Source organism: Salinicoccus siamensis (assembly GCF_042429615.1).
Classification (GTDB): domain Bacteria; phylum Bacillota; class Bacilli; order Staphylococcales; family Salinicoccaceae; genus Salinicoccus; species Salinicoccus siamensis.
Genome location: NZ_JBHMAH010000010.1, coordinates 110,837 through 135,971, shown reverse-complemented (window position 1 = coordinate 135,971; position 25,135 = coordinate 110,837). Strand labels below are relative to the sequence as shown.

Below are 25,135 nucleotides of genomic sequence, written 5' to 3'. Positions count from 1 at the left end.
AATCATCGGCAGCTGCTCTGCCTTATGGGTATGGACATAAAAAAATCGGACCTTGATGGTCCGATTTTCTTCAAGCTGTAATGGGCGTTCATGCTGCCTCTTTTCTCCCTGTGGAAATGTAGATGGCGACCCCTAGTATGATGATGATGCCAGCCACCTGGTACCAGCCCATGCTTATGTTGAGCCAGAGGACCGAGCTCACCACAGCTGAAGCAGGTTCCACTATGCCAAGGACTCCCGCTTCCTTCGAAGAAAGGTGCTTCAGGCTGCTGATATAGAGCAAGAAGGCAAGGGTAGTGCCTAAAAGGACGGAGAGCAGGAGGATGATCATGAGAGTAGGTGTCCAATCAAAGCTGAAGTCGAAATCCCATACAGGATGGATGAAATTCATCGCTATGCCGCCGATGAGCATTGATCCCCCGACCAGTTGCAGGGGGTGCAGCCTATAGAGCAGCACTTGGGCATGCAATGTGTAGTAGGCGAGCGCGATGCTGGAGACGATGCCCCAAAATAGTGCCGGCCGCGGTACGATGAGTGTAGTCAAATCACCGTTTGTGGCAATCAGTACTACACCTGTAATCATGCCAATAATGATGAAGGCATCTGCCGTTGTCCACTTGGCATACTTTCTGATGATCAGCCACATTATGATGTAGATGGGGCCGGTGTATTGAAGGACGGTCGCTATAGCGGCGTTACCGTAACCGATTGCCGCCATGAATGAATACTGCACCATAGTCATCCCGAATAGACTGAAAATGATCAGCATCAACAATGTTCTCCAATCAAGCCTTACGGGTTGATGCTTCCTCGAAAATAACCAATAGGCACTAAGCAGGATGATGCCGCTTACAGTCAATCTGAATGATACATACCATTCCACCGTAACCGGAGTGTTCCTGAATATGTAGTCTGCGGCCGTGCCACCGAGCCCCCATAAAGCGGCCCCGATCAGAACAAATATTAAACCTCTTATATGTTTTACTTCTGAATCCATTTACACTTGCCTCCTTTTGCATTATGCAAAGCATAGTCCAACATTTTTCCAAATTCAATAGGAAAAGCATTTTAAATGATATACTGCAGATATATCATTTAAAATGGAGGGGTAAACATGGCACTTGATCAGTGGTTCAGCCAGGCAATTGCAGCTGAAACCTATATTGAAGAGATGCAGAAGCATAGAGAGAACCTGCAGGAGGTATATGATGCCTTCGACATACCTGATGACGCGTCATTTTTCCTGGAATTGGAGAAACAGAATCTACGGGTGATCGCCATCACCGAAGACTGGTGTGGGGACGCGATGATGAACATACCGATATTGATGCATTTAGCCGAGAAGAGTCATATGCCGGTCAAGATGATACTGAGGGACTCGAACCTTGAATTGATGGATCAATATTTGACGAATGGAAAGTCGCGTTCGATTCCGATATTCATCTTCATCGACGAGAATGGTCAGGAAGTGACACATTGGGGGCCGCGGGCAGAAGCGGTGGAACAGGAAGTGTCAGAGATGAAAAGCCAACTTCCGGATAAAGATGACCCAGAACATGAGAAAGCCTTCCATGGCCTCATCACCAAGCTTACAGAACGCTTTACTTCTGATGCTGAATTTTGGCACGCCACATATGACAGCATCAAGGCAGAGTTGCAGAAGAGCTTATGATGACAAAAGGGCACACCCACTAGGTGTGCCCTTTTACGTTTATTTCGAGTTGTATGTGAGACCTATGAACTGCATCTTCTGGTTGAACAGCTTCGGATAGGACATATAGCCTACCATGACGGAAGACAGTGAAGCTGTAGTCAATATCAGGAACAGGACCAGCAACTGGTACATGACCGCTTCTATCGGATCGGCGCCGCCGATTATGAGTCCACTCATCATGCCCGGCAATTGGACGAGTCCCATGGTCTTTTGGGCTTCGATGGTGGGGATCATGCTTGTCTGGATGGCGGATTTCAGACTTTTGTCTATAGCCGTCTTAGGTTTCCCGCCCATTGAAAGGATGAGTTCGATTGTTTCATCGCTGCGTTCGACTTCATCTTTAAATTTATTTAAAAATAGGAGAGACAGTACCATACAGTTGCCGATGACCATTCCGCTGATTGGAATGACTTCTTCAGGAGTAAAGGGGATGATGCCGAAGCCGAGCATGATTCCCATCGTGACCAGTTCGACCAGGACGAGCGTGATGACGATCATCAAGGTGATGCCTGGTATCCCTTCCCCTTTTTTGATGACGTTCTGCGTTGCGGCCGCAATCATCAGCATGATCATCAGAATGATGAATATGACACTGCCACTTTCAAAAACGAAGGTCAATATATAGCCGATGATCAGCAGTTGGATGATCGAACGGATGGTGGCGATTATGATATCCTTCTCTAATCCAAGTTTAAGGAAAAGCGTAAGAACTAGAGGGATTGCGATAAAGACCAGGGACAGAGAAAGCTGGGCGAATGTCATAATTCCTCCCCTTCCACAAATTTTTGTACCAGCGGATTGCTGGATTCGTCGATGAATGAAGCATCGCCAAATTCGATGAGTTCCCCTTTACGGAGGAACCACATATCGTCACTGACACGCCTTGCCTGGTCCAGGTCATGGGTGATCCATATGACGGTCACATCATGTTTCCGCTGGAGTTTGATGATCATGCGCTCGACCTCTTTCACCATTCGGTAGTCGAGGCTTGAGGTGATTTCATCGAGAAGCAGAACTTCCGGCTGGTTGACCAATGTACGGGCAATCGAAATGCGGCTTTTCTCCCCACCTGATAAGGAGCGGATGTCCTGATCCAGCGGAATATCGCCGAGATCGACACCATCAAGGAGTTCAGTGGCGTACGCTTTGTCCAGGGATTCATTGAATATCGCTTTAGGGAGGTTGATGTTATCGTACACTGTGCCACCGATCATCGGTGCGCTCTGGAAAGCCATCCCTATCTTCTTCCTGAGTTCTATCATATCCATGTTACGGATGTTTTCGCCTCTGAAGAATATCTCTCCTGAGTCAGGGGACAACAATCCGTTTATATGTTTCAGGCACGTCGTTTTGCCGGCGCCGCTCGGGCCGACGAAAGTGGTGATGCGCCCTTCTTTGAAGTGGCCGGTGATGTCATGCAGAATGTCCTTATAGCTGACGTTGCTGAATTCTATTATGCTCATTGGATTGTGCTCCTTGTATTATAGAATTATGAACCGTAATCATTATCATGAAGAAAAGACTGGACCGCGCGTCGGGCAGATATGGCGGTATCTTGTTATTATCGTCGGGTGACAGAACAGTTTCCCAGTTTACTTTATGGTACTGGATTTCGCCAACTTAGTGAAGCACCGTTGTTATTTATAATCATTATAAAATAAATGATAACATGATTTGCTGTGATTATAAATGTCGGTATTGAATTTTTTCACCTTACGCCTAATATAATTATGCGTGGGGGATATGGTATAATGAGGTAAGGTGATTTTATGATCTATATCGGTTTGACAGGGTGGGGCGACCATCATAGCCTATATGCCGACCTGACAAATAAAAAAGATAAATTAACGGCTTATGCCTCTCATTTTCCCATTGTTGAACTTGATGCTACATACTATGCCATTCAACGCCATACGACAATTGAGAAGTGGTGCAATGAAACCCCGGAACGCTTCAAATTCATCGTCAAAGCACACCAGTACATGACAGGACACAGTGACTACCGCGATCATTACGATTCCATAAAAGATGTATTTGCAGCCTTTCGTGACATGTTGAGGCCGATGGGGCAGGCTGGTAAGCTCAGCTTTGTCCTGCTGCAGTTCCCGCCATGGTTTGACTGCACCAGCAGAAACATTAAATACGTCAAGTATGCCAAAGAACAATTGGCCCCTTATAAAACTGCTGTCGAATTCAGGCACCAATCCTGGTTTACGGAACAATTCAAGGAGGATACGTTGGCATTCTTGCATGCCAATAAAGCCATCCATACAATCTGTGATGAACCGCAGGCAGGTATCGGCAGCATACCCTTCGTCAACCGGGTGACGGATGAGACAGCGTTCATCCGTCTGCACGGCCGTAATGTACACGGGTGGACCCAGAAGGACCGCTCGAGTGAGGAATGGCGCAATGTACGCTACCTCTATAATTATAACGGTGTAGAACTTGAGTGGCTGAAAAGGCAGGTAGAGATACTGCGCCACAAGACGAGGGAGATCCATATCATTTTCAACAATAACTCCGGCGGACATGCTGCCGGAAACGCCCAACAGTTCATGGAACTGATGGGAATACGCTACGAGGGACTCTCCCCCAGGCAGCTGAAACTGTTCTAGTTGATTTGGAGCAAGCATGTCATGATAATGCCCAAGGTTGCCCTTCGGGCCCTTGAAGGAGTGATGCTTATGGAATATATCATCCTTATAATGATTGGTCTGATGGCCTCTGCCCTTGGTGCACTTGTAGGCATCGGTGGTGGTGTCATCATAGTGCCGCTGCTCATTTTCTTCGGCATCAATATGGGTATCCTTGACCGGATAACACCACAGAGTGCCGTTGGTACTTCGAGCATAATATTGATCGTCATCGGCTTGTCGGCGATGATTTCCTATGGACGGAGTAATCAGGTGGATAAGAAAAACGGCGGCTTGTTCCTGATCGGCATCATGCCGGGAGCCTTCATCGGCTCCTATGCGAGTCGTTTCTTCACAGTGGATAGCTTCAACCTATATTTTGGCATCTTTCTCATCTTCTTAAGCACCTTACTTATCGTCAGGGACCGCATCAAGCCAATTTCAATTTTTCAGGATGAACGTTACATGGAACCACATGTGGATAATATGGGGGATGTGCACCATTATGGTTTTCCGGCTTATATCGCAATCATTTCAACTTTCATAGTAGGATTCTTCACCGGCCTTTTCGGTATCGGTGGAGGTGCACTCATGACGCCATTGATGCTTCTTGTTTTCCGTATGCCGGCAACAATCGCAATCGGGACCAGCATGATGATGGTGTTCTTCTCTGGAAGTGCGGCCGCATTCGGCCATATACTGCAGGGCAACGTCGATGTCTGGTATGCTGCCTTCATCGTACCTGCTGCCTTCCTCGGTGCCAAGATCGGGGTGATGGCGAATCGGCACTTCAACTCCGACTCGCTGGTTGTCGTCCTACGTACAGTGCTGCTGCTGCTTGGTGTCTACATGATTCTAAAGACCATCCTATAGAGGTGATTCAATGGAATTGAAACTTTTCCATACTAATGATATACACAGCAACTTATATAACTATAAAAAGATCAGTGACTTTCTGATCAACAAAAAACAACAATATAAAGATCACATGGTCTACGTCGATCTTGGGGACCATACCGATCGGGCCCATCCATATACCGAAGCGACACTCGGCAAAGGAAATGTCGAGCTGCTGAATGAAGCGGGTTGCGAGGTGGCGACGATCGGCAACAACGAAGGCATCACCTTGCAGAAAGAGGAACTTAAGACGCTATATGATGATGCTACCTTCGACGTCATCTGTGCCAATTTGCGGGAAGTGGGCAGTGCCCACCCTTACTTCAAACCTTACGTCATCAAGGAAATTAAAGGGATAAAATTCGGTTTCATCGCGGCTACAGTTGAATTCACGCCCTTCTATAAGGCACTCGGGTGGGAAGTGTCCGAAGCCTTCGACTGGATCCTCCATGCAATCCGGGAAATGAACACTGAAGTCGACTGCATCATCATGATGAGTCACCTTGGCCGTTACGATGATGAATCCCTTGCTATGATGTTCCCTGAAATCGATGTGATATTAAGTTCCCACACCCATCACCACCTTGAGGAAGGGGAGTGGGTCGGCGATACGCTGCTTGCGGCTGCCGGACGGTTCGGTGATTACGTCGGAGAAGTTACGCTCGATTTTGAAGCAGGCAAATTGGTGGATAAGCAGGCTCGTCTGTATAGCACTGACCTTCTGACGGGAACGGAAGATAAGTATTATGACAGGGGGCGCCAACTGTTGTCGACAGTCGTCAGGCATGATGTGGCGCCTATAGAAAGGCGGCTCTATTCGACAGGAAGATTCATCTCCAGACTTGCCGAAATGCTGCGGATATTCACAGATAGTGATGTCGGTCTTCTGCATACGGGGTTGATTGCGAAATCGTTTGCCGGCGGTGATCTGACCGAATACGATCTGCATAAAGTATTGCCCCATGCCATTAATGCTGTACAGATCGAATTGACTGGGCGTGAGCTGAAGGAAGTGTTCAACCAGGCCGCCCAAAATGAATTCAAGGATGAAATAGTACGTGGCCTTGGCTTCAGGGGGGATATATTCGGCTGTTTCGTCATGGATAACATCGGATACGTACAATCTGAACGGGAATACTACATCAACGGTGAAGTAATACAGGACCGTAAGACCTACAAGCTTGGAACATTGGATATGTATACGTTCGGCAGGATATTCCCCCAGTTCCGCTATTCCAATAAAGTCTATAAGATGCCTGAATTCCTGAGGGACATCGTAAAGATGTATGCCGATAAACTGTAGTTGTAATATGATGTGTATGTGCTATAATGTCATGTATTAACTTAATAACCGAAAGTAGAGGTTGCAACGACCAATAGTACCGGAAAGGAGCAGACATGCTTTGATGTTCCGGGAAAGGGGAAGTTGCCGAAGAAACCGCCTGGTAGGGGGGTATTCTGGGATCCGGTTCAATAGACCAGGTACTATCATTACGATGATGCGCTACGTAATTGTGAGGGACGTCACAGTGGCTGATTCTGTAATGCTGCTGTGGCGTCTTTTTCTTTATCATCGTAAAATCACATTCACATTTTTAATTGGAGGTTAAAAATATGCAGAGCATATTGAATTGGGAGTACATATCACTGATTCCCCCGTTACTTACATTACTGCTGGTCTTGTTGACGCGTAAGGTGGGCATCAGTCTGGGGATAGGCATAATAACATCGGCACTTGTCGTGGCAGGTGCTGACGTGACCGGCACTTTAGGTGTCATATGGGACGCTTTTCTGCTTATCTTCATAGACGGAGGCAGCATTAATACGTGGAACGCTTTCATCCTTATATTCTTAAGCCTCCTTGGCATCATGACTGCCTTCATGAACATGTCCGGTGGTGCGAAAGCCTTCACGGCCTGGGCATTGACGAAAGTGAAATCCAGAAGAGGGGCGACATTTGCTACAGCGCTACTTGGGATCATCGTCTTCATCGATGATTATTTCAGTGCATTGATCGTGGGTCAGGTAGCCAAGCCGCTCACTGATAGATATCAGGTTTCACGCGCGAAATTGGCCTATTTCATCGACACGACAGCCTCTCCCGTTTCTGTTGTGTCACCGATCTCCAGTTGGGGGGCAGGCATAATGGGACTTGTGGCGCCCCTGATAGCTGCAGCCGGGATGGTCAGTGTCACGCCATTTGAAGCGTTCATCTATATGATCCCGATGAATTTCTATGTCATCACGGCAATTGCGATGATGTTCATCGTCATCTTTGTCAAGTTCGACATCGGTGCGATGAGGAAGCATGAAACCCGTGCGATCCAGGATGGAGAGCTGTTCGGTAGTACACGTGAGGTTCCGGGTGAGACGGATGAAGACTTGCCGGTCTATGAGAAAGGGTCGGCCAAGGCGCTCATCGTACCGATATTGGGTCTTGCTGCGACAGTCATCGTATTCATGTTCATAACAGGGGTGATCGCAGGTGGATCATTTGACGTCTTCAGCATATTCGAGAACACTATGGTGACACACTCCCTCGTCCTCGGGGGAATCGTCGGGCTTGTGCTCAGCCTGTTCTATTATTTCAGGTACACAAGAAAAGACGAACATTTCGGCAAAACTGAAATTTGGCTGGGCATCAAAACGGGTTTCATGGCGATGTTTCCAGCCATTCTGGTCCTCACACTCGCTTGGATGATAGGGGATCTGATCGGTCAAATCGGTACAGGGGAATTGCTTGGTGGCATGGTTGAGAGTTCCAATATGCCGACCAGTGTACTTTTGGCGGTTGTCTTCATTGTGGCATGCCTGATGGCATTGGCCACCGGTACGAGCTGGGGTTCTTTTGGAATACTGATTCCGATTACCGGTGAGATCATGATCTCCCTGAATGAAACAGAGCTGTTGCTGCCGAGCATCGCGGCTGTACTGGCAGGTGCCGTGTTCGGGGACCACTGTTCACCGATATCCGATTCGACCATACTGTCCTCGACCGGTGCCGGATGCAACCATATCGTCCATGTGCTCACCCAGCTGCCATATGCAATCGGTTCTGCATTGATTGCGACAGTGGGTTACCTGGTGCTCGGATTCACATCGAGTCTACTGCTATCACTCGGAGTCATTGCAGTACTGTTGATACTGGTCGTGGCCGTATCGAAGTTGACCAATTCACCAATAGAAGAAAGGGGCTCTGAAGTCTAGCACATAAAAATCCCCGTCTTCAGCCTGAAGAAGAGGATTCCATCAATCTGGTAAAATATCCTGAAGCATCACATGAAGTCCCGCTTAATATGATAATATGAATTTAATGCTTGAATTATAAGGAGGATGCACGGCTCTCTGAAAAGCGTGCAAGTATTGTCAGGCAGGACAAGCGGTGTGCTCTGTTCATCATATGGATGGCCAGGTGATGCCGAGGCAAGCCGAAAGTGATGAAGTATTGAAGGGTGATTCAAATGATTACAATCGATCATATGCATTTTGAACTTATAGAAGATTACCGTGAAGCATTCGATGAGGCTCAATTCGAAGGGAAATACAGCGAGGTCCTGAACAAATACGACTATATAGTAGGGGATATCGGCTATGAGAAGTTGAGATTGACCGGCTTTTATCGGGACAGTAAAAAGAAGGTTGAGCCTGACAAGAAATTCAGTGCCATTGAAGACTACATCAGTGAATACTGCAACTTCGGCTGCGCCTACTTCGTGCTCCGCAAAGTGCCGAAGTCCGAACTGAAGGAGCAGGTGGAGGAAGGGCAACAGGGAAATGATGTTGGGCCCGCAGACCCTGAAGAAAATGAGACGGATAAAAAGACATTGGCAGGCCACCTGACGCCTGAGGAATGAGACAGACAACAAGAAAGCCTGCTTCCCTTAGGGGATAAGCAGGCTTTTTTAGGCAATGCAGGCATTTAGACGATGACTTCCGACAGGAAAGACTCGACCTCAGCCGCCTGATCGTCATCATAGTCGAGGATATGGGCGATATATCCCGGTTCCTCGAGGTCATCACTGCCGATTATTCCAAACCGGCTACTTTGGGTATTCAGCACAAGACTTTTGCCGAAATAGCGGCCTGTCTGTATAATGGCCAGGTCATAACGGCCATGCTCACCGACGAAACTGACATATCGCGTCTGGGTATCTTCTACATCATCATAAAGAAAGAAGTCGATCAAAGGGGTATCCTCCAGTTAAAGTTATTGGGATTATGCTATCATATTAATAAGGACGTTACAAAATTATCGTGATTGGAAGTGGCTTGGAACATGTATTTTGTAGATAAGGATATACTGAACGAACGCCTCATGTACGTAGAGGAATTGACTGGAACATTCGAGAAAGTAGATGGGCTGGCATTGGAACGCACGTGCCATATGCTGATCGAAGCGTCGGTCGATGTCGGTAATATGATCATTGACGCTTTTATATTGAGGGACCCCGGCAGTTACCAGGATGTCATGGATATAATGGAAAACGAAGGCGTGATCCCCAAAGAAGATAACGAACGTTTCCGTGCTACGTTCGAATGGCGGAGCGAGCTGACACGTAACTATACGCGGCTCAACCATGACCAGATGAAACGGGATTTCGCCAGTAATCTATCCGCATACAGTGATTTTAAGCAGAATGTCCTGAACTTCTTTGAAAACGAAGGACAGGCTATTACAGCGTTCAAGGGGGATGACCATGACGTATGAAGGCTACCTCATTGACCTGGATGGCACCATGTATAATGGTGGAACGGTCATAGAAGGTGCAATCGATTTTGTAGACAGGCTCAACAAAGCCTCGATCCCTTATGTATTTTTGACCAATAATGCGACGAAGACACAGGAAGAGGCTGCCCAGAAGCTGATTGACATGGGGTTTGATATTCATCCCCGAACGCTATACACTTCAACCATGGCGACTGTCGATTATCTGAGTGCGGCCCACCCGGGGGCTGCGGTTTATGTTGTTGGCTCAGATAGCCTTAAATATTCACTGGAATCAGCCGGATTCAAGATTATCCAATCGGCAGATGAGCATGCCGATTACGTCGTCATGGGCCTGGATATAGACATCAACTACGGAAAGTTATCGGAAGCCGCCTTGTTGATTGCTGCAGGCGCAACATTCATATCCACAAATCCCGACCGCAAATTTCCAACGGAAAGAGGTCTTGTGCCCGGGAATGGCGCTTTGGCTGCTGTACTCACCAGTGCGACGGACGTAGAACCAGTCACTGTGGGCAAACCATCAGGAATTATACTGGAAGCGGCGATAAAGGCACTGGGGCTTCAAAAGGAGCGTGTACTACTCGTTGGAGACAATTACGATACAGACATCAAGACAGGACTGGAAGGTGGTGTGGACACGCTCCACGTGGACACAGGGGTGACCTCGAGCGAACAGGTCAGGCAACAGCCCATACAACCGACCTTCATGATTGAAAATCTCAAGGGATGGAGTGTTGAATAGATGAAGAAGATCGTCATTACAAGAAGGATCAATCCGGCTATGGTCGACAAGCTGAAAAAGGACTTTGAAGTGGTGGTGTGGGACGAGGACAACACACCGATGCCGCGGCAGAGATTTTTGGAGGAGACGAAGGACGCTCACGGTGTCATGACCATGCTGAGCGATAAAGTCGATGAAGAAATGCTTAACGGCGCCCAGAATTTGAAAGTCGTCGCAAACTTGGCGGTCGGCTATGATAACATCGATCTCGAAGCTGCGAAGTCCCATGGTGTAATCATCACCAATACCCCTGACGTCTTGACGGAGACGACGGCAGAGCTTGCCTTCACGTTGATATTGACTTCGGCACGGCGCGTGCTGGAGGCGAACCGCGAGCTGATGGCCGGGGAGTGGTCGGGATGGAGTCCTTATCATATGGCAGGCACAGATGTCTTCGGCAAAACGGTTGGCATATTCGGGATGGGCTCGATCGGTGCTGCTTTTGCACGTCGCCTGAGTGGCTTCCGTACCAAGATCATCTACCATAACCGCAGCCGTTCAGAAGCAGCCGACGAATTGGGGGCTGAGCTGGTCTCTTTTGAAGAACTTATGGCAGAATCCGATTTCGTCCTATGTGCAGCACCGCTCACCGAAGAAACAAGGCATCGTTTCGATAAAGCGGCCTTCGATAAGATGAAGCGCAGCGCCTTCTTCATCAATATCGGCCGGGGCGCGCATGTAGTGGAGGAAGACTTGGCTCAGGCTGTCCGAAATGGTGATATCAAAGGCGCAGCATTGGATGTATTCGAGAATGAGCCGATCAGTGACGCCCATCCATTTACAGACATTCCGAACATGACACTCCTGCCCCACATCGGCAGCGCTTCAGTAGACACGAGGAACAACATGATGAACCTATGCGTCAACAACATCATGGAAGTGTTAAATGGCGGTAAACCGATCACCCCAGTAAGATAAAAAGCCTGTGGGCTTTTTATTTTAGACATATCGTCAACCAATTTTAATTAAAGGGTAACAATTGTTCGGCGGAAGTGGTATCATACTCATAAAGAAGAGGAGGGAATCATGTCTACAAAACATCTTGTCTATGTCGCAGTCTTCGCGTCACTCATCGCAATCGGTGCCCAAATCCGCATCCCATTGGGGCCGGTGCCCCTGACTTTCCAAGTTCCAATGGTTCTGCTCGGGGGGCTGCTGCTCGGCCCGAAATTAGGAGCTTTGAGCGCCTTCGTCTATATGCTCATGGGTCTCTTTGGCCTTCCGGTCTTCGCCGGGGGTGGAGGCATCGGCAGCATATTTTCGCCCACATTCGGCTTCATAGTGGGATACATACCCGCCGCTTGGTGTGCAGGGTTTGGCCGTGTCCATCAAGTAACCACCCTCAGAAGCCTCAGCTTTACATTTGCAGCCATCCTGATAATCTTTTTGAGTGGGTTATTGTATTTCATGTTCGCGATGAACATCTTTTTGGAGACTCCGGTGAATGCAGCCGAAGCCTTCAAGTTGGCGGTGTTGCCTTTCATCCTGAAAGATTTGGCAGTTGGGGCGGCGACGTTCCTATTTGCGAAGGCATTAGTAAGTCGTGGATTGAATATTGCAATATAAGAAAACAGGGTGCCGCTCCGGCACCCTGTTCTAGCATCATTTCTGTTCGATTGCCCGTTGGATCGGCTTCAATTGGACATGGCCATCCTGGATGATGTCATCGTTGATTGTGACGAGTGGATAGAACAGCTCATCATCGTTTATCCGTTCGATGATGTCAGCATCATAATCCGAAAGGTTTTCATCATGGTCCATATCTATATAATTGAAGTGGAGGTCATGATCTGGGTATTTGCGGTTCAGCACCGCCTGGAGCCATTCGTAGGTATCCCTCGACCCCGGCGCGTTCACACAGCTGGCACAGATGACATCGCGGCCATAGACGTTGATAGCATATTTCATTGAATAACATCCGCCTTTCTGATGATGGATTTTTCTTTCCAAATCCATTATAATACATATATAAGTTAATTGCGTAAGAAGAATAGGAGTGAATGGAATGACTACAGGACAAGATACAATGTACGAACGAGTAGATGAAGTACTGGATAAATTGCGTCCGTTTCTGCTGAGGGATGGTGGGGACTGCGAACTTGTGGATGTTGAGGATGGCATCGTCAAATTGCGCCTTCTGGGTGCATGCGGCACATGCCCAAGTTCCACAATCACACTCAAGGCAGGCATCGAGCGTGCTCTCCTTGAAGAAGTTCCAGGATTTGTAGAAGTGGAACAGGTCTTTTAAAATAACAACAGCCCCTGCACTCGCGGGGGCTGTTGTTTCATTTAGCTGTCCATGAGTCTAGACCCCGAGCTTGTACATCCATAGCACACCGCTTTTCAGCATGCGGGCGATACGTCCGGTGACGGTCCTTTCCCTAAGGTAGGCAAAGCCTTCTTTTGAACCGAGCGAGCCGAGGATTCCCTGCATTTTGATGTCGGGCATTTCCTTTGGCAACGGCTTATCCTTGACGACTGCCTCGATGATTTCGGCAATCTGCTCTGCCTGGCCTTCGGCCACTTGAGCCGAAGGTGCGTGCTTGAGTGCCGCCGAGTCTCCCACGACATACGCATCTTCAAAACCTGGTATCTGGTGATATTGGTTCAATACCACACGCCCCCCAGACCCGAACTCTACAGGAAGGTTGCGCACGACTTCAACAGGCTGGACCCCTGCAGTCCATATCGACATGTCGAGGGCATGGGAGGCGTCATTGTTGTAGACTGTATCGGCTGCCACTTCAACAATGTTGGAATTCGGGATGACTTCAACGTCATTATCGTCAAACCATCTTTTGACGTACGCGCTGAGACGTTCAGGGTACATCGGCAAGATCCGGTCTCCCCGGTCGAAAAGCCGGATTTTGAGGTCTTCACGTGCTTCACGAAGTTCGCTTGCTATCTCGATGCCGCTTAGGCCGGCACCGATGATGCCCACTTTCGAGCCGGGTTCCAAGTCGCCGATCTTCTCGTAGGTGGCACGGGACTGCCTGAGGCTTTGGATGCTGTACGTATGTTCAGCAGCCCCCGGCACCCCGTGGTATTTATCTTCACAGCCAAGGCCGATGACGAGCATGTCATAATGGATCGTCTCCCTTTCAAGGGTCACAGCCTTCTTTTCGAGATCGATGCCGGTTATTGTATCAAAGAGCACTTTGACGTTCTTGTCGTCAGGAAAGTCCATCCGGACTTTGGTCTCGCTTTTGGTGCCCGCCGCGAGCGCATAGTATTCGGTCTTCATCCCGTGGAAGGGATTCACATCCACCAATGTGATGGTATATCCGGAAGGGAGCTTAGGAGCTATACGCTGGATGAAGCGCATATTTCCGTAACCGCCCCCAAGACAAACGATATTCTTCATAGTCAGTACCGCCTTGTTTTTAAATTCTAGTATATCCATTATAATAGTTAAGTATATAAACTACAATGAATGGAACTAATATATAGTGGAAAGAAGGATAATAATGTTCACTCTCGTCGAATTCTGCTCATCCAATATGCTGAAGGGCACCGAAGACATCTACCAAAAACTCGATGAAGATCCAGGCATAGACGTGCTCGACTACGGCTGCCTCAACAATTGCGGTTTGTGCAGTAAGGCGTTCTTCGTCTTGGTTGATGGCGAGATAGTCAGTGCAATGACGGCAGATAAGCTGCTTGAGAAGATATATAAACGCATAGAGAAGAACAATGAAAAGCTGGAAAAGGAATTTGATGATTTGAGTTGATCGCCCCAGTGCTTTATAATCAACAGTATAATATAATAGAAACTAAAGAGGTGACGGTATGTCTCATATAACATTGACTGAAAGCGCAGCCTACGAAGTGAAGGATATGCTCGAGCAGAACGATATGGAAGACGGATACCTCAGATTCAAAGTGCAAGGTGGCGGCTGTACAGGCTTGACCTATGGCATGGGTGCCGAAACCGAGCAGACTGATAAAGATGAAGTATACGAATTCTATGGCGTGAAAGTGCTTGTGGACAAATATGATATCCCAGTAATCGACGGGACGGTAATAGACTTCAAACAGTCGTTGATGGGTGGCGGCTTCACGATTGAAAATCCAAATGCCACGCTGTCTTGCGGATGCGGTTCCTCCTTCCGCACCAAAGAAGTTGCCGGGGAACCGGGAGATTGTTAGAATCTGCACTGAATCACTTGAAATATGTGAAAGAAATCGCTAATATTATATAAGAATAATATTAGCGATTTTAGTTGTGGCAATGTTTATCGGAATAAATAACGAGAGAAAAGGTGACGTTACAATGAGTTTTGAAAGAAAGAAGATTCTTGTGTTGGGTGCAGGCTATGCAGGATTGCAGATGGTTTCGGACTTGCAGAAGAAGCTATCCTTCCAAGATGCCGACATTACGCTGATCAACAAGAATGAGTATCATTATGAATCTACTTGGCTACACGAGACGGCTGCTGGCACCATGGAGTGGCAGGACGGCGTCTATCCTATAAATAAGGTGATTGATGCCCAGAAAGTGGTTTTCGTACCTGCTGAAGTGACTGCCATCAATAAAGATGAACAGACCGTCGAAACGACACATGGCAATTTCGATTATGATATTCTCGTGGTCGCACTTGGGTTCGAAAGCGAAACATTCGGCATCGATGGCATGGCAGACCATGCGCATTCCATCGTCAATCCTCAGACTGCGGTCAAGGCCTACCGCGAGATAGAAGAAAACATCGCCAACTATAAGCGTTCCAATGACCAGAAGGATCTCTCCATACTGGTTGGGGGTGCTGGATTCACAGGCATCGAATACTTGGGCGAGCTTGTTGAAAGTGTACCGGAACTGTGTGAGAAATACGGCGTCGACTACAACAAAGTCAATATCACCTGCGTTGAAGCGGCACCGAAAATGCTGCCGATGTTCCCGGAAAATCTCGTACAGTATGCAATGAAATTCCTTGAAGACCGTGGCGTCAAATTTATGGTCAATACACCTATCGTCGCTGCCAACGAAGATGGCTTTGTAGTTGAAGTGAATGACGAAAAACAGCAGCTTGAAGCGAATAGTGTCATCTGGACTGCAGGTGTACGCGGCAGTAAGCTCATGGATGAAACCTTCGAAGGCGTAAAGCGCGGTCGTCTTGTAGTGGAACCTGACCTGACGGCAAAAGGATACGACAACATCTATGTCATAGGTGACGTTGCAGCTGTCATGAACGGTGAAGGTGAAAATGCGCGTCCTTACCCAACTACTGCGCAGATCGCGATGCAGCTTGGGGAACACACTGCAAAAAACATCGAATTGACATTGAAGGGCGAGAAGAAGGAACCATTCGTGTTTTCCGATAAAGGCACGGTATGTTCACTCGGTTCGAACGATGGCATAGGCCTTGTTTTGGGACGCGAGATAAAAGGCAAGAAAGCAGCCTTCATGAAACGCGTAGTCGATACAAGGGCAGTCTTCAAAATCGGCGGTCCGCTCCTCGCGTATTCGAAAGGTAAAATGTTCTGATAAATCGATAGTACAGGCATGGGTATTTTATGCCCATGCCTTTTTCAGTTGGAGGTCAAATAAATGTCAATAATACAGCTAGCCATATCCATGCTGTTATTTTTTGTGCTGTTCTACGGCATAAGCTTCATCCTCAATATGATCCTGAAAATGACATGGTTGATGGTGGGGATCTACCCAATCATTGTATTGCTCATCGTCGATGGCATATCGACGACCGAGTATCTGACGAATACTGCGGGGGCGTTCAGTACGCTTGGGGAACACCTCGTGAATTTGCAGCTTGCAGATATACTGATGCTTGGCAGCGGCCTTGTCGGGACCATACTTGCAGGAATGACGATACGTTATCTGCGCAACGCCGGGTATCAGATGTTCTAGGGGGGATAAAATGAAATTTCAATATCGTGATAAATATATCGCTACGGATGAGCCGATCATCATCGGCCTGCCGAAGGACCCGGCAACACTGTTGAATTTTGAAGAAGTGGATACCTTACTTAATGGCCAGCTTGAAGAGATGGTCGAGAAGGGCATCCTGTCTGCAGAATTCAAGAAAATCACCGCGACAGGCGTCCATATTCAGCAGGACTACAGAAAGGTAGTCGCAATCGGCCTAGGCGATCAGGAGGCCTCTGAAGGTACAGGGATGCTGGAAGTGTTCGGGACGCTGTTCCAATATCTGAAGCAGTGTGACATCGCCGAAGGACAGATTCTAATGGACACGTTCGAGGTTAAGGGACAGAATTCGGCAGAGGCGCTTGCAATAATGTCAGAAGCGAGCATATATGAGTTCTATTCCTATAAGACAAATGCAGGCCCGGGTTTTGCTGAGACAGCCCATTTCTCATTGACCGGCACACGCGACATCAAAAATGATGTCGCGTACTACAGCACTGTTGGGGAAAGTATAGCATTGGCACGCAATTTCAGTGAAACACCGCCAAACATCATGACGCCTGAACACATGGCGGGGAAGATTGCGGATATCTTCAGTACCCATGAACATGTCACCGGAGAAATTAAAGATGAGCAGGTGCTGGAAGAGGAAGGGTATGGTCTGATCATGGCCGTAGGTAAGGCTTCCGAGGCGAAGCCAAGGCTGGTCACGATCGAATATGCGCACCCTGAGGCGAAAAACCATAAGCCGGTTGCATTGGTCGGCAAGGGTATCACGTTCGATACTGGAGGCTACTCTATCAAATCCAAGACGGGGATGCCTGAAATGAAGTACGATATGAGCGGCGCTGCGAATGTCATCGGCATGATTCATGCGATTTCTAAAATGAAGCTTCCGGTCCACGTCATAGCCGTCGTGGCCCTGGCTGAAAATATGGTTGATGGCAATGCGATGCGCCCTGATGATGTCTACACTTCCTATAGCGGCCAGACGGTTGAAGTGAAGAATACGGATGCGGAAGGCCGACTCGTGCTGGGCGATGCAGTATTCCATGCTTCACAGTATTCCCCATCAATCATTATGGATTTCGCCACATTGACGGGTGCGGTGGTGGCAGCGCTCGGTACTGAACGGACGGGGATATTTACAAATAAATCGAATGAATTCCTAAAACCGCTGATGGAGGTGTCGGAACAGACCGGTGAAGCAGTATGGCAATTGCCGATTTCTGACGTGGAAGAGCGCAATGTCCGCGCATCAGCTGTAGCTGACTTGACCAACCATGTTGAGAAGCCGGGGCGGGCTTCATTCGCAGCATGCTTCATCAAACAGTTCGCCAACGGCACACCTTGGATCCATTTCGACATAGCAGGGACGGGCACTGTAGATTCACCGACCGCGTTCGGTCCGAAAGGGGCCACTGGGGTCATGATACGTACCATCGTTAAACTTTTTGAAACGGGGGAAATACATGAATAGCGGATTGATAGCGCTCTTGTCGATAGAAACGGTGCATGAGGAACCTGGTTTGATGATCATGGAGATGCCGGTTACCGAAAAGGTCTTCCAACCTTTCGGCTACCTGCATGGTGGCGCCAGTGTCGTCCTTGCCGAAACCGCAGCGAGTATGGGGGCCACCTCCCTTGTCGGAGACGATGAAATAACGTTTGGTATGGAGATCAACGCCAATCATATGAAGACCAAACAATCCGGCACGCTCACGGCAAAAGCCAAATGCCGGCATCAAGGCCGGACGACCCAAATATGGGAAATTGAAATCACCGATGAAGTAGATGAAATTGTCTGCCTATCAAGGTGTACGATGGCAGTCAAAAAGAAAAGATAAAAAAAAACGATGGATAATTTATCCATCGTTTTTTTATTGTGCGGATTATTCCTCCCGCATTTCATCTCGCTTCAATTCATTCAATACAGTCGATTCGGCAGGTTCCACATCCGCATGGAATGCGCTTCTGGAGAGCATATGCGCCGAAACCGGGCCGGTGATGAAGACGAACAATACTGCCAGGAACAGCTTGCTGTCCACGTGACCCTCTATATACCAGAAGTACAGGAAAGTACCGGTCATCATCATCATCACTCCAAGAGTGGAGCTCTTCGAAGCTGCGTGCAGCCTCGAGTACACATCAGGCAGGCGGATGACCCCAATGGCACTGACCGCTGCAAAGAAGGCGCCACCCAGGATGAAGAAGGCGATGATGCTAGTCATTATCATGTCTATCATTTTCGAAGATCACGCCTTTCTCGAGATATTTCGCAAACGCGATTGTTGCAATGTAGGCGAGAATGCCGATCAATAGTATGACAACGAGCAGATAGGTGGTGCGCAGCGTCATAGCCATTAGTGCAATCATGGCCATCAGCAAAATGCCAAGCGCATCGAGCGCCACCACTTTATCATGCAGCGAAGGTCCTTTAACCATACGGTAGATCATACCGAGCATGGCGAAAGCTAGGATGATGATGCTGATAATTATGATGATGTCCAAAAAAGTTGTCATGCTTTCCTCACCTCTTCTATCGAATGCTCGAAGCTCTCTTTGATGGATTTGATCTCGGACTCTGCATCCTCAATGTCCAAGGCATGGATATAGAGGATGGAACGGTCATCTGAAATTGCAACGACTAGTGTGCCGGGCGTCAAAGTGATGAGAGCCGATAGCAGACTGACTGCCCATTCATCCTTTAAATCGCATGGGTAGGCAAAAAATGCAGGCTTCACATCGATTTTTGGACGCAGTACGATTTTAACGACTTCAATGTTCGACTTGATCAACTCGATGATGAAGATGAAGGTGAGGCGGATTATCGCATATACCCGCTTCAGATAGAACGAACCCGGAAGGAATCCCCTCAGTATATAGACTGACAATAGACCAAGCAGATAGCCGGTCGTAAAGGCGGGAACGGTAAAATTCGAACCGATGAACATCCATAGGAAAGCAAGTGCCAGGTTTATGAGTATCTGTAGAGCCATCTATTCCACCTCCGTCAAGTAGTTGGAGTAAGAAGCCGGATCATAGAAAGATTGCGCAGCCATATCAAAGAGCGGATAGAGGGCATCAGCAGCAAGTCCGAATACAACCGACAGTATGACCATTGCGAAGGATGCAAATAATATCTTATCGCTTTTAATCGGGCGCAGCTTCGAGAAGTCCATGTCGCTGCCCCAGAATACCCCGATGAAAATCTTGATTACGGAGTACAGTACGGCAAGACTCGATAGGAGTACAATGATTCCAGAAATGTAATGGTCATTTTCAAAGGTCGACTGGACGATGAAAAGCTTGCCATAGAATCCGGATAACGGTGGGACTCCGGTAAGCCCCATCGCAGCGATGAAGAACATCCATCCAGTCCACGGATGCAGCCTGATCAGACCACCAAGTTTCTGGATGCCGGTCTCACCCGTGCGGTAGATCAGATAACCCACGAGCATAAAAAGTGCCGCTTTTATGAGCATATCGTGGATGAGGTAGTAGAAGGCCCCGACAAGGCCGGTCTGATCCATCATTGCCACGCCCACAAGAATGACGCCGACGGCAATAAGTATGTTATAGATGATGATGCGTTTCATATCAGTGTAGCTGAGGGCACCGATCGACCCCATTACAACCGTCGCTAAAGCAATTAGCAACAGTATCTGGTTTGTGAAATCTACATTGTCGATGAAGAATAGGCTGTATGTCCGTGCAATGGCATATACACCAACCTTGGTCAAAAGTGCCCCGAAAAGGACGAGGATTGGCATAGGTGGCGCGTAATAGGAGCCAGGCAACCAGAAGTAGAGCGGAAATACACCGGCTTTTGTCGCAAATACGAAGATGAACAGGACGGCGACGAGCGTCATGATACTGTAGTTCCCTTCAAAAGCTGATAATTTATTATAGATATCCGCCATATTCAATGAGCCGGTCACAGAATAGAGATACGCCAATCCAAGGACGAAGAAGTTCGAAGAAATCAGGTTGACCAGTATATATTTGAAGCCTTCCTGAAGTTGAATCTTTGTGCCGCCGAGAGTGATGAGTACATAAGATGCAAGAAGGAACACTTCAAAGAAGACGAACATGTTGAAGATGTCCCCGGTGGAAAATGCACCGTTCACTCCCGTGATCATGAACATTACCATGACATAATAATAGTACTTCTCCCGTTCGATGCCGATCGACTGGAATGAGTAGATGACAGTGAACATGGTGATGATAGCCGTCGTTAACAGCAGCAGGGCAGCAGCCATATCGATGACGACGCTGATGCCGAACGGGGCGACCCAGCTGCCGATGTAGGTGACGATCGTGCCGCTCTGGTAAACATGGATTGTAAGCCAGATGGTGGCGATGAGGGCAAGCAGGCTGCCTACTGCCGCCATTACTCTGTGTGCCAAAGGACGTCTGCCTGTAAACAGCATCACTATCCCGGTGAAGAAGGGAATGATGATGGGCAGCAATGGCAATATGTTAGTCGTCATGTGGAACTCCTTTCATTTCTTCAACATCATCTGTCCCCAACTCTCCGTAGGCTCTCAGGGCAAGGACCAGAATGAATGCAGTCAGCGCGAAGGCGATGACTATCGCGGTCAATATAAGCGCCTGCGGCAGGGGATCGGTATAGTTTTCGACTGCCTCATCAAGCACAGGCACGTTGCCGCGCTTGAGTTTACCCATCGTCAACAGCATGAGGTGCACCCCATGGCTCAACAAAGCTGTGCCGATGATGATGCGGATGACACTCCTTGATAGCATGAGGTAGACGGCAGAACCGATCAGAATGCCACTCAGTAGAATTGTTATCAGTTCCATCAGTTTTCCGCCTCCCCGACAAGTACTATGATCAAGAGCGCAGTCGCAGCCACTGTCAGGAACACCCCAAGGTCGAACAGGACGGCGGAGTGGAGGGCCACATCACCGAATACGGGTATTTCTATATGAGTGTGCTGGTGCGTGAAAAACGGCGTGCCGAAGAAGAATGATAGCGTAGGCAAGCCGACTGCAAACGTCAATCCGGATGTGATGATCAGCCTGAAGTCGATCGGAACCATCCTTTGCAGTGTCTTTTTATCATATGCGATCAACAGCAATATCAATGCTGCAGCAGCAAGCAATCCTCCCACAAAACCGCCGCCTGGTGTATAGTGGCCGGCAAAGAAAAGGTTGAATGAGAACATGATGACGATGAGGAATACCAGTTTCGCAGTGAACTGCAAAAAGACGTCGTTCATCTGTCTATCCGCTTTATCATGCCCGGTTTTCTTCAGGGTCTGCTTCATCTGTCTCATCCTTTCTGTTTAGTCTTAATTTCATCAGAGCATAGATGCCGATTCCGGCGATGCCGAATACCAATGTTTCAAATAAGGTATCGAAGCCACGGAAATCGACGAGTATGACGTTTACCATGTTGCCGCCGGCGCCGAGTTCTTTAACATTATCGATATGGAACTGGCTGATGCGGTCGAACAGTTGATTGGAGTATGCAATCAGGCCGATCATGATGACGATGATGCCGACCCCAAGGGACACAAGGAAATTGGTGAACTTGAAGCGCATGCGTTCCGGATGCTTGCTTCTTGCCGGAAGATGGTAGAAGCATACGAGGAACAACGCCGTCGTTACCGTTTCGATGGCCAGCTGTGTCAAAGCAAGGTCAGGTGCCCTGAAGAACACGAAGAACAGGGCCATCACGAAACCGATCGCGCTGAGCATGATGATTGAAACGATACGGGATTTGGTGGCGAGTATGACCGTAATCGATATCAGGACAATCATCACAAGAATCATTTCCTGGATGCCGACAGGTGCCATATCCGAAAAGTTGAGCTCTATACCCGTGTTCCATAGGGAGATGGCGCCCAACACGACGAAAAACATGAAGATATAGGCCAGATAGGAACGGATGAAGCCTGTCATGTAGCTGTCGGTCACTTTCCTTGAAGCGAACCTGCTGTGCATGAGCCCTTGGTCATAGACATAGTTCAAGGTAAAGCGCTCTTTATGGTAATCATATATGAACATCCATTTGTCCCGGAAATAGAACAACAATGAACCGGTAATGACGATGGCAATCGTCGCCCACAGAGCAGGATTCGCAAACCCATGCCACATGGAGATATGGGTGCCGAGCGGCGCATCAGTCGCCATTATGCTCATGGCGGCCGGATCGATTATTGAACCTGACAATACGTTCGGGAACAGTCCGAATGTAATGACGAGTACAGCAAGTATCGCCGGGGATATCCACATCAGGGCAGGCGCTTCGTGGGGTTCCTTCGGTGTATCATGGGTACGTTTACCGAAGAAGACGCCATAGATGATCTGTATGGAATAGATGAAAGTGAATATACTTCCGACTATTGCAAGCAGAGGGAATACGAAAGCGATATTCGCTAGTGAAGCGAAATCAGCCTCCGTCACATGGATCATCGCCTCAAGGAAAAGTTCCTTTGACAGGAACCCGTTGAATGGCGGCAGTCCTGCCATCGATAACGCTGTAATGAAAGTCAACGTAAATGAGATCGGCATAAGGGTCAAAAGGCCGCCAAGGCGCTTCAGACTTCTTGTGCCCGTCTCATGGTCGAGTATTCCAGTGACCATGAAGAGTGCACCTTTGAAGGTCGCATGGTTGATGAGGTGGAATACCGCCGCCACAACGGCAATCGAGAAGTATGTCTCACCGGCACCGGTGCCCACACTCAATGCACCAAGACCAAGCAGCGACATGATCATGCCGAGCTGGGAGACGGTGGAAAAGGCCAGTACTGCTTTCAGATCGTCTTTACGCACTGCATTGAAGGATGCCCAGGCAAGTGTAATCAACCCGCCGAGCAGGATTATCCATACCCATAATTCGGAGAATGCAAATAATGGCGTCAGGCGTGCAACGAGATATATGCCGGCTTTGACCATCGTGGCTGAGTGCAGATAGGCACTGACGGGCGTCGGTGCTTCCATAGCGTCAGGCAGCCAGATGTAGAACGGGAATTGTGCCGACTTGGTGAAAGCACCGAGCAGGATGAGTACAATGGCGGTCGGTGCCACCGGACTTTCCTGGATGAGCGTAACCTGTGCCAGCATCTCGCGGATGCTGTAGGTGCCCGTAATCGTATGAAGAGTAAGGAATCCACCAAGCAGCATGAACCCTCCGAACATGGTGATCAGCATGGACTTCTGTGCGCCATATAGTGAACGTTCCTTCATGAACCAGAAAGCGATCAGAAGAAAACTTGATATGGAAGTCAATTCCCAAAATAGATAAAGCATCAAAACATTATCATTCAGGACGACACCGAGCATCGCACTCATGAACATGAGCAGGTAGATGTAGAAATTGCCCAGGTCTTCCCGGTGGGACAGATAGCCGATCGAATAGAGTACAACCAGCGCACCTATCCCGGATATGAGTAGAGCAAACAGGAGGCCGAGGCCGTCTATGTAGACATCGAAATTCATCCCTATGCGGGGCATCACCTGCATAGTTTCAAGTATCGGACCGCTGCTTACCTTCGGGATGAATGTTGCCAGGTAGATGGCAATTATTACGGGGACCGGCAATACGAACCAGCCCAGATGAATGCGTTTATAATATTTATAGATGATGCCGATCGCCACAGCAGCGACCAGGGGCAGTAATATCGCCATATGTATCAGCGTCAAAGTATATCCTCCTTCATTTTTACAATATATATTGCAATTATACAGCAATGCGGCACCTAAATAAATGTATAGGGTTTGAAAAAATATAGAATGTCTGTATAGTGTTAAATAGGAAAAAAGGGAATATTTTTCATAGAAAATTCATTTTATATTTTCATAATTTCAATGTTAAAATTGCAATAAATGAAATCAGGAGGCATATTATTCATGGCATTTACACAATTGACGACAGAGGTAGGCAATAACGAAACATCCGCAATCATCCGCACCAATCATGGGGACGTTAAAGTCAAGTTGTTCGGCGACATCGCCCCGAAGACAGTCGAAAATTTTACGACACATGCAAAGAACGGCTATTATGATGGTCAAATCTTCCACCGTGTGATCAAGGACTTCATGGTGCAGGGCGGAGATCCGACCGGCACAGGCATGGGTGGGGAGAGCATATTCGGCGGAACGTTCGAAGACGAGTTTTCAACAGAGGCATTCAACCTCTACGGCGCCCTATCCATGGCGAACGCAGGACCTGGTACGAACGGCAGCCAGTTCTTCATTGTGCAGGCATCTGAAGTGCCGGCGCAGATGATCAACCAGCTTGAAGGTGCAGGGTATCCGGCTGAGATCATCGAAGCATATAAGGAAAAAGGCGGTACACCTTGGCTCGATCAGCGCCACACGGTTTTCGGCCATGTCATTGAAGGCATGGATGTAGTGGAGAAGATTGCAGATGTCGAGACAGGTGCACAAGATCGGCCGAAAGAAGACGTCAAGATAGAAACAATCGAAGTGGCAGAGTAGGCTTAGGTTCCCATGAAGACGTTTA

At 48.2% G+C, this 25,135-nt stretch carries 31 protein-coding genes and 1 riboswitch; of the genes, 18 read left to right on the top strand and 13 right to left on the bottom strand.

Features of this window, described 5'->3' with window-relative positions:
* Positions 1-88 precede the first annotated feature (88 nt).
* The gene (locus tag ACFFLE_RS04500) at positions 89-997 is read right to left on the bottom strand and encodes an EamA family transporter (RefSeq protein ID WP_380569950.1); all 909 of its coding nucleotides are present in this window, start codon (positions 995-997) and stop codon (positions 89-91) included.
* 117 nt (positions 998-1,114) lie between these two features.
* Between ACFFLE_RS04500 and ACFFLE_RS04495 the strand changes: the two genes are divergently transcribed.
* Positions 1,115-1,672 (top strand): thioredoxin family protein, encoded by a 558-nt coding sequence (locus tag ACFFLE_RS04495; RefSeq protein ID WP_380569949.1) that lies wholly within the window; start codon positions 1,115-1,117, stop codon positions 1,670-1,672.
* A gap of 39 nt (positions 1,673-1,711) precedes the next feature.
* Here the strand turns inward: ACFFLE_RS04495 and ACFFLE_RS04490 are convergent, their stop codons facing one another.
* A complete protein-coding gene (locus tag ACFFLE_RS04490) occupies positions 1,712-2,476 on the bottom strand; it encodes an ABC transporter permease (RefSeq protein WP_380569948.1) in 765 nt (254 codons plus the stop codon).
* Entirely contained in the window at positions 2,473-3,177 is a 705-nt protein-coding gene (locus ACFFLE_RS04485) for an ABC transporter ATP-binding protein (RefSeq protein WP_380569947.1), read from the bottom strand. Before ACFFLE_RS04485 ends, ACFFLE_RS04490 begins: the two co-directional genes overlap by 4 nt.
* Positions 3,178-3,483: 306 nt before the next feature.
* Between ACFFLE_RS04485 and ACFFLE_RS04480 the strand changes: the two genes are divergently transcribed.
* The 5 genes from ACFFLE_RS04480 to ACFFLE_RS04460 all read left to right on the top strand — a co-directional run bounded on the left by ACFFLE_RS04480 (position 3,484) and on the right by ACFFLE_RS04460 (position 9,101).
* Positions 3,484-4,332: a DUF72 domain-containing protein gene (locus ACFFLE_RS04480; RefSeq protein ID WP_380569946.1), complete on the top strand. Its 849-nt coding sequence runs from the start codon at positions 3,484-3,486 to the stop codon at positions 4,330-4,332.
* Between the two features lie 69 nt (positions 4,333-4,401).
* A complete protein-coding gene (locus tag ACFFLE_RS04475; RefSeq protein ID WP_380569945.1) occupies positions 4,402-5,223 on the top strand; it encodes a sulfite exporter TauE/SafE family protein in 822 nt (273 codons plus the stop codon).
* 10 nt (positions 5,224-5,233) lie between these two features.
* Complete coding sequence (locus ACFFLE_RS04470) at positions 5,234-6,550, top strand: bifunctional metallophosphatase/5'-nucleotidase (RefSeq protein ID WP_380569944.1); 1,317 nt, start codon at positions 5,234-5,236, stop codon at positions 6,548-6,550.
* A 47-nt stretch (positions 6,551-6,597) separates the two neighbouring features.
* Positions 6,598-6,762, top strand: a riboswitch (Lysine riboswitch).
* Positions 6,763-6,861: 99 nt separating this feature from the next.
* Positions 6,862-8,454: a Na+/H+ antiporter NhaC family protein gene (locus ACFFLE_RS04465; RefSeq protein ID WP_380569943.1), complete on the top strand. Its 1,593-nt coding sequence runs from the start codon at positions 6,862-6,864 to the stop codon at positions 8,452-8,454.
* A 254-nt stretch (positions 8,455-8,708) separates the two neighbouring features.
* Positions 8,709-9,101: a YutD family protein gene (locus ACFFLE_RS04460; RefSeq protein WP_380569942.1), complete on the top strand. Its 393-nt coding sequence runs from the start codon at positions 8,709-8,711 to the stop codon at positions 9,099-9,101.
* Positions 9,102-9,166: 65 nt separating this feature from the next.
* Here the strand turns inward: ACFFLE_RS04460 and ACFFLE_RS04455 are convergent, their stop codons facing one another.
* Positions 9,167-9,433 carry a DUF3055 domain-containing protein gene (locus tag ACFFLE_RS04455; protein WP_380569941.1) on the bottom strand — a complete coding sequence of 89 codons (267 nt, stop codon included), beginning with the start codon at positions 9,431-9,433 and terminating at the stop codon, positions 9,167-9,169.
* A gap of 90 nt (positions 9,434-9,523) precedes the next feature.
* On the opposite strand from ACFFLE_RS04455, the gene ACFFLE_RS04450 reads away from it, so the two are divergent.
* The 4 genes from ACFFLE_RS04450 to ACFFLE_RS04430 all read left to right on the top strand — a co-directional run bounded on the left by ACFFLE_RS04450 (position 9,524) and on the right by ACFFLE_RS04430 (position 12,323).
* On the top strand, positions 9,524-9,955 hold the full coding sequence (locus ACFFLE_RS04450) for a DUF86 domain-containing protein (RefSeq protein ID WP_380569940.1): 432 nt from the start codon (positions 9,524-9,526) through the stop codon (positions 9,953-9,955).
* Positions 9,945-10,718, top strand: coding sequence for a 5' nucleotidase NucF (gene nucF / locus ACFFLE_RS04445; RefSeq protein ID WP_380569939.1), 774 nt, complete (start codon positions 9,945-9,947; stop codon positions 10,716-10,718). The genes ACFFLE_RS04450 and nucF overlap by 11 nt, the downstream gene beginning before the upstream one ends.
* Positions 10,719-11,675 (top strand): 2-hydroxyacid dehydrogenase, encoded by a 957-nt coding sequence (locus ACFFLE_RS04440; RefSeq protein ID WP_380569938.1) that lies wholly within the window; start codon positions 10,719-10,721, stop codon positions 11,673-11,675.
* Between the two features lie 108 nt (positions 11,676-11,783).
* On the top strand, positions 11,784-12,323 hold the full coding sequence (locus tag ACFFLE_RS04430; RefSeq protein WP_514131197.1) for a biotin transporter BioY: 540 nt from the start codon (positions 11,784-11,786) through the stop codon (positions 12,321-12,323).
* A gap of 36 nt (positions 12,324-12,359) precedes the next feature.
* On the opposite strand, the gene ACFFLE_RS04425 is transcribed toward ACFFLE_RS04430, so the two are convergent.
* Positions 12,360-12,665, bottom strand: a complete 306-nt coding sequence (locus ACFFLE_RS04425; protein ID WP_380569936.1) for a YuzD family protein — start codon at positions 12,663-12,665, stop codon at positions 12,360-12,362.
* Between the two features lie 97 nt (positions 12,666-12,762).
* Between ACFFLE_RS04425 and ACFFLE_RS04420 the strand changes: the two genes are divergently transcribed.
* Positions 12,763-13,005, top strand: a complete 243-nt coding sequence (locus ACFFLE_RS04420; RefSeq protein WP_344703381.1) for a NifU family protein — start codon at positions 12,763-12,765, stop codon at positions 13,003-13,005.
* A gap of 57 nt (positions 13,006-13,062) precedes the next feature.
* Here ACFFLE_RS04420 and ACFFLE_RS04415 read toward each other — a convergent pair whose 3' ends face one another.
* On the bottom strand, positions 13,063-14,121 hold the full coding sequence (locus tag ACFFLE_RS04415) for an NAD(P)/FAD-dependent oxidoreductase (protein ID WP_380569935.1): 1,059 nt from the start codon (positions 14,119-14,121) through the stop codon (positions 13,063-13,065).
* Between the two features lie 103 nt (positions 14,122-14,224).
* Between ACFFLE_RS04415 and ACFFLE_RS04410 the strand changes: the two genes are divergently transcribed.
* The 6 genes from ACFFLE_RS04410 to ACFFLE_RS04385 all read left to right on the top strand — a co-directional run bounded on the left by ACFFLE_RS04410 (position 14,225) and on the right by ACFFLE_RS04385 (position 18,488).
* A complete protein-coding gene (locus tag ACFFLE_RS04410) occupies positions 14,225-14,488 on the top strand; it encodes a DUF1450 domain-containing protein (RefSeq protein WP_344703377.1) in 264 nt (87 codons plus the stop codon).
* 58 nt (positions 14,489-14,546) lie between these two features.
* Positions 14,547-14,906: a HesB/IscA family protein gene (locus ACFFLE_RS04405; RefSeq protein WP_380569934.1), complete on the top strand. Its 360-nt coding sequence runs from the start codon at positions 14,547-14,549 to the stop codon at positions 14,904-14,906.
* Positions 14,907-15,030: 124 nt separating this feature from the next.
* On the top strand, positions 15,031-16,242 hold the full coding sequence (locus ACFFLE_RS04400; RefSeq protein ID WP_380569933.1) for an NAD(P)/FAD-dependent oxidoreductase: 1,212 nt from the start codon (positions 15,031-15,033) through the stop codon (positions 16,240-16,242).
* 63 nt (positions 16,243-16,305) lie between these two features.
* On the top strand, positions 16,306-16,623 hold the full coding sequence (locus ACFFLE_RS04395; protein WP_380569932.1) for a YuiB family protein: 318 nt from the start codon (positions 16,306-16,308) through the stop codon (positions 16,621-16,623).
* 10 nt (positions 16,624-16,633) lie between these two features.
* On the top strand, positions 16,634-18,121 hold the full coding sequence (locus tag ACFFLE_RS04390; protein WP_380569931.1) for a leucyl aminopeptidase: 1,488 nt from the start codon (positions 16,634-16,636) through the stop codon (positions 18,119-18,121).
* Positions 18,114-18,488, top strand: coding sequence for a hotdog fold thioesterase (locus tag ACFFLE_RS04385; protein ID WP_380569930.1), 375 nt, complete (start codon positions 18,114-18,116; stop codon positions 18,486-18,488). The genes ACFFLE_RS04390 and ACFFLE_RS04385 overlap by 8 nt, the downstream gene beginning before the upstream one ends.
* 45 nt (positions 18,489-18,533) lie before the next feature.
* Here ACFFLE_RS04385 and mnhG read toward each other — a convergent pair whose 3' ends face one another.
* From mnhG to ACFFLE_RS04350, 7 genes are read right to left on the bottom strand one after another with little or no spacing between them, the layout of a single operon-like run.
* The gene (mnhG, locus tag ACFFLE_RS04380) at positions 18,534-18,887 is read right to left on the bottom strand and encodes a monovalent cation/H(+) antiporter subunit G (protein WP_380569929.1); all 354 of its coding nucleotides are present in this window, start codon (positions 18,885-18,887) and stop codon (positions 18,534-18,536) included.
* Positions 18,865-19,164, bottom strand: coding sequence for a Na(+)/H(+) antiporter subunit F1 (locus tag ACFFLE_RS04375; RefSeq protein WP_380569928.1), 300 nt, complete (start codon positions 19,162-19,164; stop codon positions 18,865-18,867). Before ACFFLE_RS04375 ends, mnhG begins: the two co-directional genes overlap by 23 nt.
* Positions 19,161-19,640, bottom strand: a complete 480-nt coding sequence (locus ACFFLE_RS04370; RefSeq protein WP_380569927.1) for a Na+/H+ antiporter subunit E — start codon at positions 19,638-19,640, stop codon at positions 19,161-19,163. Before ACFFLE_RS04370 ends, ACFFLE_RS04375 begins: the two co-directional genes overlap by 4 nt.
* Positions 19,641-21,134: a Na+/H+ antiporter subunit D gene (locus ACFFLE_RS04365; RefSeq protein ID WP_380569926.1), complete on the bottom strand. Its 1,494-nt coding sequence runs from the start codon at positions 21,132-21,134 to the stop codon at positions 19,641-19,643.
* A complete protein-coding gene (locus tag ACFFLE_RS04360) occupies positions 21,124-21,465 on the bottom strand; it encodes a Na(+)/H(+) antiporter subunit C (protein WP_380569925.1) in 342 nt (113 codons plus the stop codon). Before ACFFLE_RS04360 ends, ACFFLE_RS04365 begins: the two co-directional genes overlap by 11 nt.
* The gene (locus ACFFLE_RS04355; protein ID WP_380569924.1) at positions 21,465-21,932 is read right to left on the bottom strand and encodes a Na(+)/H(+) antiporter subunit B; all 468 of its coding nucleotides are present in this window, start codon (positions 21,930-21,932) and stop codon (positions 21,465-21,467) included. Before ACFFLE_RS04355 ends, ACFFLE_RS04360 begins: the two co-directional genes overlap by 1 nt.
* Positions 21,901-24,312 (bottom strand): Na+/H+ antiporter subunit A, encoded by a 2,412-nt coding sequence (locus ACFFLE_RS04350; RefSeq protein WP_380569923.1) that lies wholly within the window; start codon positions 24,310-24,312, stop codon positions 21,901-21,903. The genes ACFFLE_RS04355 and ACFFLE_RS04350 overlap by 32 nt, the downstream gene beginning before the upstream one ends.
* A gap of 207 nt (positions 24,313-24,519) precedes the next feature.
* On the opposite strand from ACFFLE_RS04350, the gene ACFFLE_RS04345 reads away from it, so the two are divergent.
* Complete coding sequence (locus tag ACFFLE_RS04345) at positions 24,520-25,110, top strand: peptidylprolyl isomerase (RefSeq protein WP_380569922.1); 591 nt, start codon at positions 24,520-24,522, stop codon at positions 25,108-25,110.
* Positions 25,111-25,135 lie beyond the last annotated feature (25 nt).

What these genes read in the sequence shown, in the direction of transcription:
- ACFFLE_RS04450 (WP_380569940.1), top strand. Translation starts at nt 9,524, where the DNA reads ATGTATTTTGTAGATAAGGATATACTGAACGAACGCCTCATGTACGTA.
- ACFFLE_RS04465 (WP_380569943.1), top strand. Translation starts at nt 6,862, where the DNA reads ATGCAGAGCATATTGAATTGGGAGTACATATCACTGATTCCCCCGTTA.
- ACFFLE_RS04490 (WP_380569948.1), bottom strand. Translation starts at nt 2,476, where the DNA reads ATGACATTCGCCCAGCTTTCTCTGTCCCTGGTCTTTATCGCAATCCCT.
- ACFFLE_RS04410 (WP_344703377.1), top strand. Translation starts at nt 14,225, where the DNA reads ATGTTCACTCTCGTCGAATTCTGCTCATCCAATATGCTGAAGGGCACC.
- ACFFLE_RS04420 (WP_344703381.1), top strand. Translation starts at nt 12,763, where the DNA reads ATGACTACAGGACAAGATACAATGTACGAACGAGTAGATGAAGTACTG.
- ACFFLE_RS04500 (WP_380569950.1), bottom strand. Translation starts at nt 997, where the DNA reads ATGGATTCAGAAGTAAAACATATAAGAGGTTTAATATTTGTTCTGATC.
- ACFFLE_RS04415 (WP_380569935.1), bottom strand. Translation starts at nt 14,121, where the DNA reads ATGAAGAATATCGTTTGTCTTGGGGGCGGTTACGGAAATATGCGCTTC.
- ACFFLE_RS04460 (WP_380569942.1), top strand. Translation starts at nt 8,709, where the DNA reads ATGATTACAATCGATCATATGCATTTTGAACTTATAGAAGATTACCGT.
- ACFFLE_RS04370 (WP_380569927.1), bottom strand. Translation starts at nt 19,640, where the DNA reads ATGGCTCTACAGATACTCATAAACCTGGCACTTGCTTTCCTATGGATG.
- ACFFLE_RS04485 (WP_380569947.1), bottom strand. Translation starts at nt 3,177, where the DNA reads ATGAGCATAATAGAATTCAGCAACGTCAGCTATAAGGACATTCTGCAT.
- ACFFLE_RS04495 (WP_380569949.1), top strand. Translation starts at nt 1,115, where the DNA reads ATGGCACTTGATCAGTGGTTCAGCCAGGCAATTGCAGCTGAAACCTAT.
- ACFFLE_RS04360 (WP_380569925.1), bottom strand. Translation starts at nt 21,465, where the DNA reads ATGGAACTGATAACAATTCTACTGAGTGGCATTCTGATCGGTTCTGCC.
- ACFFLE_RS04470 (WP_380569944.1), top strand. Translation starts at nt 5,234, where the DNA reads ATGGAATTGAAACTTTTCCATACTAATGATATACACAGCAACTTATAT.
- ACFFLE_RS04480 (WP_380569946.1), top strand. Translation starts at nt 3,484, where the DNA reads ATGATCTATATCGGTTTGACAGGGTGGGGCGACCATCATAGCCTATAT.
- nucF (WP_380569939.1), top strand. Translation starts at nt 9,945, where the DNA reads ATGACGTATGAAGGCTACCTCATTGACCTGGATGGCACCATGTATAAT.
- ACFFLE_RS04440 (WP_380569938.1), top strand. Translation starts at nt 10,719, where the DNA reads ATGAAGAAGATCGTCATTACAAGAAGGATCAATCCGGCTATGGTCGAC.
- ACFFLE_RS04355 (WP_380569924.1), bottom strand. Translation starts at nt 21,932, where the DNA reads ATGAAGCAGACCCTGAAGAAAACCGGGCATGATAAAGCGGATAGACAG.
- ACFFLE_RS04375 (WP_380569928.1), bottom strand. Translation starts at nt 19,164, where the DNA reads ATGACAACTTTTTTGGACATCATCATAATTATCAGCATCATCATCCTA.
- ACFFLE_RS04405 (WP_380569934.1), top strand. Translation starts at nt 14,547, where the DNA reads ATGTCTCATATAACATTGACTGAAAGCGCAGCCTACGAAGTGAAGGAT.
- ACFFLE_RS04395 (WP_380569932.1), top strand. Translation starts at nt 16,306, where the DNA reads ATGTCAATAATACAGCTAGCCATATCCATGCTGTTATTTTTTGTGCTG.
- mnhG (WP_380569929.1), bottom strand. Translation starts at nt 18,887, where the DNA reads ATGATAGACATGATAATGACTAGCATCATCGCCTTCTTCATCCTGGGT.
- ACFFLE_RS04385 (WP_380569930.1), top strand. Translation starts at nt 18,114, where the DNA reads ATGAATAGCGGATTGATAGCGCTCTTGTCGATAGAAACGGTGCATGAG.
- ACFFLE_RS04365 (WP_380569926.1), bottom strand. Translation starts at nt 21,134, where the DNA reads ATGACGACTAACATATTGCCATTGCTGCCCATCATCATTCCCTTCTTC.
- ACFFLE_RS04390 (WP_380569931.1), top strand. Translation starts at nt 16,634, where the DNA reads ATGAAATTTCAATATCGTGATAAATATATCGCTACGGATGAGCCGATC.
- ACFFLE_RS04475 (WP_380569945.1), top strand. Translation starts at nt 4,402, where the DNA reads ATGGAATATATCATCCTTATAATGATTGGTCTGATGGCCTCTGCCCTT.
- ACFFLE_RS04430 (WP_514131197.1), top strand. Translation starts at nt 11,784, where the DNA reads ATGTCTACAAAACATCTTGTCTATGTCGCAGTCTTCGCGTCACTCATC.
- ACFFLE_RS04400 (WP_380569933.1), top strand. Translation starts at nt 15,031, where the DNA reads ATGAGTTTTGAAAGAAAGAAGATTCTTGTGTTGGGTGCAGGCTATGCA.
- ACFFLE_RS04345 (WP_380569922.1), top strand. Translation starts at nt 24,520, where the DNA reads ATGGCATTTACACAATTGACGACAGAGGTAGGCAATAACGAAACATCC.
- ACFFLE_RS04425 (WP_380569936.1), bottom strand. Translation starts at nt 12,665, where the DNA reads ATGAAATATGCTATCAACGTCTATGGCCGCGATGTCATCTGTGCCAGC.